7 protein-coding genes and 3 pseudogenes are annotated in these 9,105 nt (G+C 60.3%); 6 read left to right on the top strand and 4 right to left on the bottom strand.

Features of this window, described 5'->3' with window-relative positions; genetic code table 11:
- Both BIS11_RS05605 and BIS11_RS05600 read left to right on the top strand, forming a co-directional pair.
- Window positions 1–304: pseudogene (locus tag BIS11_RS05605) on the top strand (hypothetical protein); the annotation flags it as partial.
- Between the two features lie 272 nt (window positions 305–576).
- Window positions 577–1,143, top strand: a complete 567-nt coding sequence (locus BIS11_RS05600) for a hypothetical protein (protein WP_253424364.1) — start codon at window positions 577–579, stop codon at window positions 1,141–1,143.
- A 1,097-nt stretch (window positions 1,144–2,240) separates the two neighbouring features.
- Here the strand turns inward: BIS11_RS05600 and vapB are convergent.
- Window positions 2,241–2,420, bottom strand: a pseudogene (gene vapB, locus BIS11_RS05595) (type II toxin-antitoxin system VapB family antitoxin); the annotation flags it as partial.
- A gap of 124 nt (window positions 2,421–2,544) precedes the next feature.
- On the opposite strand from vapB, the gene BIS11_RS05590 reads away from it, so the two are divergent.
- Window positions 2,545–3,198, top strand: coding sequence for a DsbA family oxidoreductase (locus BIS11_RS05590; protein ID WP_253424359.1), 654 nt, complete (start codon window positions 2,545–2,547; stop codon window positions 3,196–3,198).
- Between the two features lie 396 nt (window positions 3,199–3,594).
- Window positions 3,595–4,080, top strand: coding sequence for a hypothetical protein (locus BIS11_RS05585; RefSeq protein ID WP_253424356.1), 486 nt, complete (start codon window positions 3,595–3,597; stop codon window positions 4,078–4,080).
- An 82-nt stretch (window positions 4,081–4,162) separates the two neighbouring features.
- On the opposite strand, the gene BIS11_RS05580 is transcribed toward BIS11_RS05585, so the two are convergent.
- On the bottom strand, window positions 4,163–5,287 hold the full coding sequence (locus BIS11_RS05580; protein WP_253424352.1) for a glycerol dehydrogenase: 1,125 nt from the start codon (window positions 5,285–5,287) through the stop codon (window positions 4,163–4,165).
- A 128-nt stretch (window positions 5,288–5,415) separates the two neighbouring features.
- On the bottom strand, window positions 5,416–6,600 hold the full coding sequence (locus BIS11_RS05575) for a homoserine O-acetyltransferase (protein WP_253424348.1): 1,185 nt from the start codon (window positions 6,598–6,600) through the stop codon (window positions 5,416–5,418).
- Between the two features lie 140 nt (window positions 6,601–6,740).
- Between BIS11_RS05575 and BIS11_RS05570 the strand changes: the two genes are divergently transcribed.
- On the top strand, window positions 6,741–7,718 hold the full coding sequence (locus tag BIS11_RS05570) for a ribonuclease Z (RefSeq protein WP_253424345.1): 978 nt from the start codon (window positions 6,741–6,743) through the stop codon (window positions 7,716–7,718).
- On the opposite strand, the gene BIS11_RS05565 is transcribed toward BIS11_RS05570, so the two are convergent.
- Window positions 7,705–8,877, bottom strand: a complete 1,173-nt coding sequence (locus BIS11_RS05565) for a UbiH/UbiF/VisC/COQ6 family ubiquinone biosynthesis hydroxylase (protein ID WP_253424342.1) — start codon at window positions 8,875–8,877, stop codon at window positions 7,705–7,707. The genes BIS11_RS05570 and BIS11_RS05565 overlap by 14 nt on opposite strands.
- 96 nt (window positions 8,878–8,973) lie before the next feature.
- On the opposite strand from BIS11_RS05565, the pseudogene BIS11_RS05560 reads away from it, so the two are divergent.
- Window positions 8,974–9,105: pseudogene (locus BIS11_RS05560) on the top strand (NAD-dependent deacetylase); the annotation flags it as partial.

The raw sequence follows: 9,105 nt of genomic DNA, 5'->3' as shown, positions 1-9,105 counted from the left end.
CACCTGGCGCAAGACCCGCCGCCCGCACTTTTACGTCGGCGACTTCGACGTCAAGGGCGTCACGCTGGCGCTGGACAGTGGCGCCACCCACCTGCTGCTCCCCGAGATCGACTGGCTCACCGAACACGCCACCCCGCTGCACCAGCCCGCCGAACAGCTCCCGTTTCAGCGACGGTTGCGGCAGTTGCATGTAACGCTGGAATCGCAGCATCCGCTAGCGGCTTATCTGGCGCTGCTGGAGAAACAGCACGGGTTGCGGCAGCAGTGGTTCGAGGGGGTAATGGTGCGGGTGAGGCTAGCGTAACGGGCTATCTACTTGCAGGGATGCCCACACAATTGGGCTCTTTACTCTGAGGCGCACAGCCGGGTGATGTTCATGCGCCAGTATGATGGAAACCAGCAAAACGCGCAGGCACGGGAATTTCAGATATATTGCCAAATTTTGCTTTGCTTTAAGCGTAAGCAATGGGTTAGAGTCAAAAGAACCGACTACATAATCTTAGTAAATGAGCGGGCACGTTTATTGGGGTTATGTAGCCTTCCATATACTCTCTTTTATTTATTTATGGGTAAATAGTGAATAATCAAAATATCCAACCAGAGAAAATCACAAAACCGATTCAGCTATTAGGTGCTTGGCTAGTCGGATTGTTTTCAATAAACAGCACGTTTTTAGTTGCAGCGGTAAACTTGTCAAATCTAAATTGGGCGTCAGAAGCCCTTGTAATTGCAGCCATATTAAATGTTCCAATCTTCTTAATTGCAGTATTCATATTACAAACTAAGTTTCGACCTGAGCTACAAGAAGGCTCTTATTATGCTGAATATATTAGCCAAAAAACCAATGATTTTGTTAAGTTTCCTGTATCAACTCAGAATGTTCAAGAACTACTAGCAAAAATTGAGCGTTTGGAAGAAAAATTAGCCTCGTATTTAGTCGGAAGTGTACATATTAATTCCAAGGAGATTAATAGCTTGTTATTCGGTGTTAACATTCATTTAAACGATAGAGAAGATATAAAGAAGACTTTTTCTGCACACGATATTATAAGTATTACGGGCTTTGGTCCTAAAGATGAACAGCCAGCGCAAAGAGTTATGTCCATTTCCCAATACCTTTCATCGGAAAAATTGAACAATTAGTATCACTGGCTAGAGAGTTAAAAATGGATGGTTATAGACTTTTTGACAATAGAATGGAGGAGACTGAAGAAGATGTGCTGATTGGCTCTTACGGGAAGCCACAGTTTGAGATCCTAGCAAGTAACACATAACAAATGCTTTAAGACGGATTCGCGACGCTTGGCGGTTTTAGTCTGATTTGGCTTTTGCGTTTACGGTGTAATAATTGAATGTCGTGGTAGCGTTGCTCACCAGTTAAGTGGGCGTTGCGCGCAGCGGCACCGAGAGGAGTAATGAGTGGACCAACTCGACGACTATGCCGACCAGCGTCTCATCAACGGGTGCATATACTGTGGCGGCTACGAGGACACACGTGAGCATGTTCCTTCTAAGGCTTTCTTGGATCCGCCCCTACCCAGTTACCTCCCCGTCGTCGGTGCATGTAGATACTGCAACAACGGATTCTCACTGGATGAGCAGTATCTAGCCTGCCTCATTGAGTGCGTGACTACCGGCACAACCGATCCAGACCAATTAACGCGAGAACGCGTCGCGAAGGCTCTTCGGCATTCTCAGGCTTTACGCGCGAAGCTAGAGAAAGCGAGATATCAGAAAGACGGCCGAACGCACTTCATGATTGAACCGGAGCGGGTTAAGCGTGTCTTGTCGAAGCTAGCCCAAGGCCACGCCGTATTCGAGCTCAGCCAGCCATGTTCAGGTCCGCCAAGTAGAATGTGGTACGCGCCGTTGGAGTCTCTCACTGAGGAGCAACGCGACTCGTTCGAAGCGAGCCAAATCGGGGAGACGTTCGGGGAGGTTGGATCTCGTGGGATGCAGCGGCTCTTGGTCACGCAGCTTACGCTCCAATCCTCTGCTGGCGAAACATCTAGCGTTAACCTCTTAATCAACGGCTGGGTCGAGGTCCAGGAAGGTCGATACCGCTACCACGGAGCGGATTATGGCGACGAGGTAACCATTAAAATCGTCCTCAGTGAGTACTTAGCGTGTGAGGCAACTTGGGCAATGTAGTAAGAACAGGCGCCCAACAAGGCGCTGCAGCCGACGGCTTCGCATCGGCTGAGCTTCGGCGTTAACCTCAAAACCCCGTGCCTTTCCTCTTAAGATTGAGTACGTTCACGCATAAAGTCTGCCGTAACACTTGGACCATCGAACCAGCTATCCCACCTTTCTTTCGCCAGAGTAATCAAACGCGCGCGTCCCCGCGCGATTACCTCGACATGAGTAACGCCCTCGGGTAACGCCATGGCTCCAAGTAGGCGTACCGTTTGACCGAGCTTATCCTTGTATACCGGTGTTTTTCCATCGTCGCCTTCTCATCCGTGCTGCCGTCACGTGCTCCATACAGTAGCATGATGCCCAACGTTTAATCGAATACTGGGATACCCCACAGGAGCATAGAATATGCAAACCGTCAGAATCGACCTGGTCTCCGATGTGGCCTGCCCGTGGTGCGCCATCGGCTATCGCCGCCTGGAGCAGGCGCTGGAAACCCTGAAAGACGAGATCGAGGTCGAGCTTCACTGGCAGCCTTTCGAGCTCAACCGCGACATGCCGCCGGAGGGCGAGCCGATTCTGGAGCACCTGTGCCGTAAATACGGCAAGGACGCGGCCACCATGGAGCAGTCCCAGCGCGAGATCATGGCGGTGGCCGAAGAGCTTGGCTTGAACTTTAACGGTGCACAGGAGCGCCGGGCGAACAACACCTTCGCCGCCCACCGGGTGCTGGCCTGGGCCGCTACCCAACAGCGCGAGACGCCGCTGCAACTGGCCCTGTTCGAGGCCTACTTCGGCGAGGCGAGGAACCCGGCAGACCCGCAGGTGTTGCGCGAGAAGGCCATCGAGGTGGGGCTGAATGGCGACACCGCCGAGGCCATCGCTCGCTCGGATCAGTACGCCGACGAAGTGCGAGCGGCGCAGCAGCGGTTCATGGACGCCGGCGTGAATGCGGTGCCGGGGTTCATCCTCGACGGGCGCTACCTGATTCCCGGCGCCCAGCCCGCTGAAGTGCTGGTCGATGCGCTTCGTCAGGTGGCCGAGGAAAACGCCAGCCGGTAATGCCCTGCAAGCTTCGGCAAGGGCCGAGCGGGCCAGATAAAGGGCGCTACATACGTAGCGCCCTTGATCTTTCAAGACTTACTCGCTCAACCCCACCTTCTCCATGAACGCCCGCGCGTACACGACCACGGCCTTGATGTCGTGAACGATCTGTTGTGAGGTGAGCTCTTAGTCCCGGTTGTGGCTGGATTCTCCTTCCGTCAGTGACGCTTCGGTCACGCGTTAGAAGTCGAGCACTATTGCTTTCTGACTTGGTAAATGCATGTCGCATATGAAGAGCCAGCATTCAAGGCTGAACGTGAGTTCTCTCTAATAAAAATCAAATAGTGGTTGAGTTACTATTTTTGATCGAATTATTATTCGGCGCGAATGGGGGCATTAAAAGGTAGCTAGGCATTGGAAAATCAAACGATACGTGTGAACTGGCAGGGGCCTTATTCACTGGAAGAGGCATGTGAATCTGGTCTGGGGAACGGCCTGTATCTGCTTACGGGGAAGCGCCGATACGAACGCAACGAGCAGATTCAGTACTGCGGAATCACGGAAGGGTTATACCGGAATCGATTCAGGCAGCACCATAAAGCTTTCGAAATTACACGCGAACAGAAGATATGGCTGGGCAGCGTTGCCTATCCCGTCGAGCATACGCGAACGCATCTTGAAACGGCCGAATCGATCATCGTCTACTTTTGGCAACCCAATTTGAATGAACGTAAAAAATTTCGCCCACCTCGCCCAACCGCGCTGATATCGCACTGGTTCAAGCCGGATGGATCTCCACGCTATAACCAGATGTCCATCTACGCTGACTTGCACGATGTGCTGTGCTGGGATGGTGAGCTATGGAGATCCGGGAATCTTCGGGTATGGCCGGACGAGTGATTGCTAGCATCGGGCCAATGTACATGATGGGATGACAGTGAGCTGACATCAGCGGAGCGCCTCGGCGCTCCGCTTGCTGTGCTTACTCGCTCAACCCCACCTTCTCCATGAACGCCCGCGCGTGCACGTCCACGGCCTTGATGGCGCTCACGACCTGCTGCGGGGTCAGCTCATAAGCCAGGTTGTGGCTGGATTCGCCCTCTTTAAGCGCAGCCTCGGCCACGCGGTACAAATCCTCGTCGCTGACGTCCTCGAGCTTGAGTGCCTTCAGCGTCACCGGCAGGCCCAGCGCCAGGTAGAGATCCAGATACTCTTCCAGCTCCGCCTGGGGCGTTTGATCCAGAATCAGCTGGGCGACGGTGCCGAAGGCCACCTTCTCGCCGTGGGTCATGTCGTGAATGTCGCCGTGCAGCGCCGTGAAGCCGTTGTGGATGGCGTGCGCGCCGGCCAGGCCCCCGCTTTCGAAGCCCAGGCCGCTGAGCAGCGTGTTGGCTTCCACCACCGCCTCGAAGGAGGGCGTGACGATCTGCGCCTGGTTGGCCTGATAGGCGAGCAGGGCGTGCTCGAAGAGGATCTCTTCACACTTCTCGCCGATGGTCGCGCCCAGGAGCGTCGCCTTGCCGCCGGCCATGTTGTTGGCGTTGGCGCGAATGGCGGCGCGCGCCTCGACCCAGGTAGCCAGAGCGTCGGCGATGCCGGAGGCGAGAAAGCGCGGCGGCGCCTTGCAGATGATGCCGGTATCCACCAGCACCAGGTCCGGGTTCTTGGCATAGAAGCGGTAGGACTCGAACTCGCCGTCGTCGCTGTAGATGACCGAAAGCGCGCTTGTCGGCGCATCGGTGGAGGCGGTGGTGGGCAGGATCGCGCAGGCGGCCTCGAGCTTTTCCGCCACGCCCTTGGCGGTATCGATCGCCTTGCCGCCGCCGAAGCCGATCACTACCTCGGCCTTTTGCTTCTGGCCCAGCTCCACCAGCCGGTCGATCTCGCGGCTGGAGGCTTCGCCTTCGAACACCGCGCGCTCGAAGCGTACGCTGTCGCCTTCCAGGCTCTTGCTGAGCGCTTCACCGGCGATTTTCCACACCACGTCGTCGGCGATCAGCAGGGCCGATTGCCCGAGGTTCGAGACGTAGTGGCCGGCGCGGGCGATCACGCCTTCGCCTTGCACGTAGCGGCCGGGGCTGATGAAGACTTTCTCGTTGGTGGTCATGAGCGGTTCTCCTGGTTGGAACGTGGATCGCTCCACCAGTGTAGTCACTCGCGCGGGCTTCGCCTTGACCCGGGGCAGGGAAGCGCGCCGGGCCAAGGTATCGCGACCGGAATACTCACGGCCACCCGCTACTCGAGAAACGCCCGCAGCGTGTCGCTCGCCTGCTCGATGGCCAGCACGCCGTCGAGGTGGCCGCGATCGCCCCGCAGGGGTTCGAGCGTTACCTCGTTGCCCGCCTCGCGGATCAGTTGCGCAGTGCGGCGCACGCCCTCCGGCGAAAAGACCAGGTCGCGCTCGCTGTAGAGCATCAGCGTGGGCGCTTCGATCCGGGCCAGTCCTTCCTGGTAGGTATCGCCGCCGCCGGCGATGAAGTTCTGGTTGGCGCGTACCAGGTAGAGCAGGTGGTTGGCGTCCGCCACCTCGGCTCGGGCGGCGGCGAGCTCGTCGAGGGCCTGCTCGATGGCGTAGCGGGCACCCAGATCCTGGGCCGGGTCACGGGTTTCGTCCGCCCAGGCGCGATCGAAGGTGCGGTTGGCCCAGCGCCAGTGGTTGGCGTTGAGCGTGACCAGTTTCAGCGCCTCCTTCAGGCCCGCGAGCGGCGGCTCGGCGTCGTAGTAGTCACCCTCGTTCCAGCGCTCGTCCAGGCGGATCGGCACGGCCCAGGTGCCCAGGGTGGCCAGAAGCCACGGGTCGGTGGCGCCGCTGCCGATCACGGGAATCAGCCGCTCGACCCGCTGCGGGTAGACGCTCGCCCACTCGATGGCCTGCAGCGCCCCCATCGAGGCGCCCATCACCGCGTACAGCGAGTCGATCCCCTGGCTTTCCAGCAGCGCCCGCTGCACCTCGACGAAATCGCGAATGCCCACCAACGGAAACGCCATGCCCCAAGGCTCGCCCGTCTCCGGGTTGATCGTGGCCGGGCCGGTGGTGACCACGTTCGGGTCATGGGCGTTGAGGTTGACCAGCGTGTCGGAGGAGATGATGTAGAAACGGTCGGTATCCAGCGCCTTGCCGGGGCCGATGATGGCGTCCCAGTAGCCGGGCAGCGCGTCCTCGTCGCTGTAACGCCCCGCCGCGTGACTGGTGCCGGAGAAAAAATGCGTGATCAGGATGACGTTGTCTCGCGCGTCGTTGAGCTCGCCGTAGGCTTCCCAGCCGACGTCCACCTGCGGGATCGTCTCGCCGCCCTGGGTGGTGAAGTTCTCGAGGCGAAAGCGCTGTTTCTCAACGATGCCGTCGAAGGCCGAAAGCGGCGGGGCGGCCAGCAGGCCAAGGCTTGCTATCATGAGGGCGTAGCGCGAGGTGCGTTGCATGAGGCCTCCCGGCAGGGGCGTTGTGGTTGTCGTGGGCCGTCGCGGCGGCTTTCTCAGCATAGCCAGCCCCCGGGAGTTTTGAACGACTTTCATACGCTGCCTCGCTGCGAGGTGAGTGCTGACCCACACGAGAACCCGCCATGAACCTGCTCTTTCTCGGCACCTCTGCCGGCACGCCCACCAAGCAGCGCAACTTCTCCGGGCTGGCGCTGCGCGAGCGCAGGGGCAAGGGGTGGTATCTGATCGACTGCGGTGAGGCCACCCAGCACCAGCTTCTGCATACGCCGCTGTCGCTTCACGGGCTTCGCGCGATCCTGATCACCCACATGCACGGCGACCACTGCTACGGGCTGCCGGGGCTTCTGGCCAGCGCCTCGATGAACGGACGGGTCGAGCCGCTCACGATCGTTGCGCCCGAAGCGCTGAAGGCGTGGCTCTTGGCCACCTTCGAGGCCACCCAGGTGACGCTGTCATTCCCGCTGGCGTTCCAGTTCGTCGAGGCGCTGCCGTGCATCGATTTCGAAACGCTCGAAGTGAGCACGACGCGCCTGTCCCACGGGGTGGATTCCTACGCCTACAGCTTTACCGAAAAGCCGAGGCCAGTACTCGATACCGAGAAGTTGATCGCGCAGGGCGTGCCTCGCGGCCCGCTCTGGGGGCGGCTTTACAGCGGTGAGGACGTCGAGTGGAAAGGCGAGATACTCGAAAGCGGGGCGTATCTTCGCATCACACAGCCGCCGGGCAAGATCGTCGTGGCCGGTGACAACGACTGCCCGGCGCTTCTGGCCAGCGCCTGCGAGGGCGCTCAGGTGCTGGTGCACGAGGCCACCTACACCGCCGCGATGGCCGACAAGGCGGCCGAGGTGCGCCACAGCTACGCGGGCCAGGTCGCGGCCTTTGCCGAGTCCGTCGCGCTGCCTCATCTGGTGCTGACCCACTTCAGCCCGCGCTATCAGTCTCGCGGCGAGGCGTCGTCGTCCATCGAGGCGATTCGCCAGGAGGCGCAAGAGGCCTACACCGGTACGCTCTATCTGGCGCGGGATTTCGCCGAGTTCAGCCTGGATAAAACGGGGCATCTTTGCGAGCTCCCCGCCGCCGAGGCGTCTAGCGCCACTTGAACGGGTTCAGCCCGTTGGCCTGCTGCATCATCATGCGCTTGGCAAACGGCAGGCGCTCGGCCAGATGCAGGCTCAAGTCGCCGAGCTGGCGCAGCGGTTTCACGCCGGTGAACAGGTGATGGAAGCTGTCGGTGGCGGCGATCATCGCCTGGTTGGCGAGCCGGCGCTGCCACTCGAAACGCTGAAGGGCGGAGGCATCGCCGGCATCCGTATGGCTGAGGATCAGCTCGGCGAGGGTGTCGGCGTCGTGCAGGCCGATGTTCAGCCCCTGGCCCGCCAGCGGGTGCACCACGTGGGCGGCGTCGCCGATCAGCGCCAGGCGCTTGGCGGTGTAGCGCTTGGCGTGCTGGCGCTTGATGGGAAAGCTCGCCCGGGCGTTGACCCGGGTGAGGCCGCCCAGCCGCTTGGGGAAGGCGGCTTCGATGGCGGCTTTCAGGGCGTCGTCGTCCAGCGCTTCGCGGGCCTGGGTGGCAGCCTCCTTGTCGTACCACACAAGCGACGCCCGGTGGCCGGGCAGCGGCAGCATGGCCAGGGGGCCGGTCGGGGTGAAGCACTGCCAGCTCACGTCCTGCTGGGGCAGGGCGGTCTCGACGTTCACGATCATCGCCCGCTGGTGGTAGTCGTGGGTCAGCACGCCGATGCCGGAAAGCTCCCTGAGCTGCGAGCGGGCGCCGTCGGCGCCCACCACGAGCTCGGCACTCAGGGTCTGGCCGCTGTCGAGCTCCACCATGCGCGCGTCCACCCCGGCAAGCGTCGAGACCACCGTGGTGTCGGTGTAGAGCGTCACGCAGGGCATCGCTTCCAGGCGTTGCCACAGGGCGTGCTGCAGCGCCACGTTCTCGATGAACAGGCCGAACTGCTCGAGGTCACTGTCGCGGGCGGAAAACAGGCTGTGTCCGGAGCCCTCCTGGTTCCACACCTCGATATGGCGAAACGCGCAGGTGCGCTCCAGGGGCAGAATGGTATGGCTCGCCGCGATGAAATCCAGCGAGCGCTTGTTGAGCGACGAGATGCGCAGGTCGAAGTCGCCCTCGGGCGCCTTCGGGGCGCCGCCGCGCTCGATGAGCCCCACGCGCCGGCCCGCCTGGCCCAGCCGCGCGGCCAGCGCCGCGCCCACCATGCCGCCGCCTACAATGATGATGTCGTGATCCCGCTGCATGTTGGGCTCCTTTTTGCGCCAGGCTGGGCACGTTGTATGCCGCGCCATTGTCCTACAGTATCGTTGAGAGTTTAACCGGTTGCCTAGGGTGAGCGTTTGACGCAGATTAAAAACCACAGTGAGGTAGAAGCGGCAGGGGAGGCGCTGGCGGCGTTCGTGCTTCGCCACCCCCGCCTGTTCGTCATTACCGGGGCCGGAGTGAGCACCGACAGCGGCATTCCCGACTAC

Source organism: Halomonas sp. 707D4 (genome assembly GCF_024158685.1).
In the GTDB taxonomy this organism is placed as follows: domain Bacteria; phylum Pseudomonadota; class Gammaproteobacteria; order Pseudomonadales; family Halomonadaceae; genus Vreelandella.
This window is presented reverse-complemented; position numbering and strand designations above follow the sequence as displayed.

Coding starts and splice junctions, on each gene's coding strand:
- BIS11_RS05565 (WP_253424342.1), bottom strand. CDS start 8,877: ATGCAGCGGGATCACGACATCATCATTGTAGGCGGCGGCATGGTGGGC.
- BIS11_RS05580 (WP_253424352.1), bottom strand. CDS start 5,287: ATGACCACCAACGAGAAAGTCTTCATCAGCCCCGGCCGCTACGTGCAA.
- BIS11_RS05575 (WP_253424348.1), bottom strand. CDS start 6,600: ATGCAACGCACCTCGCGCTACGCCCTCATGATAGCAAGCCTTGGCCTG.
- BIS11_RS05590 (WP_253424359.1), top strand. CDS start 2,545: ATGCAAACCGTCAGAATCGACCTGGTCTCCGATGTGGCCTGCCCGTGG.
- BIS11_RS05570 (WP_253424345.1), top strand. CDS start 6,741: ATGAACCTGCTCTTTCTCGGCACCTCTGCCGGCACGCCCACCAAGCAG.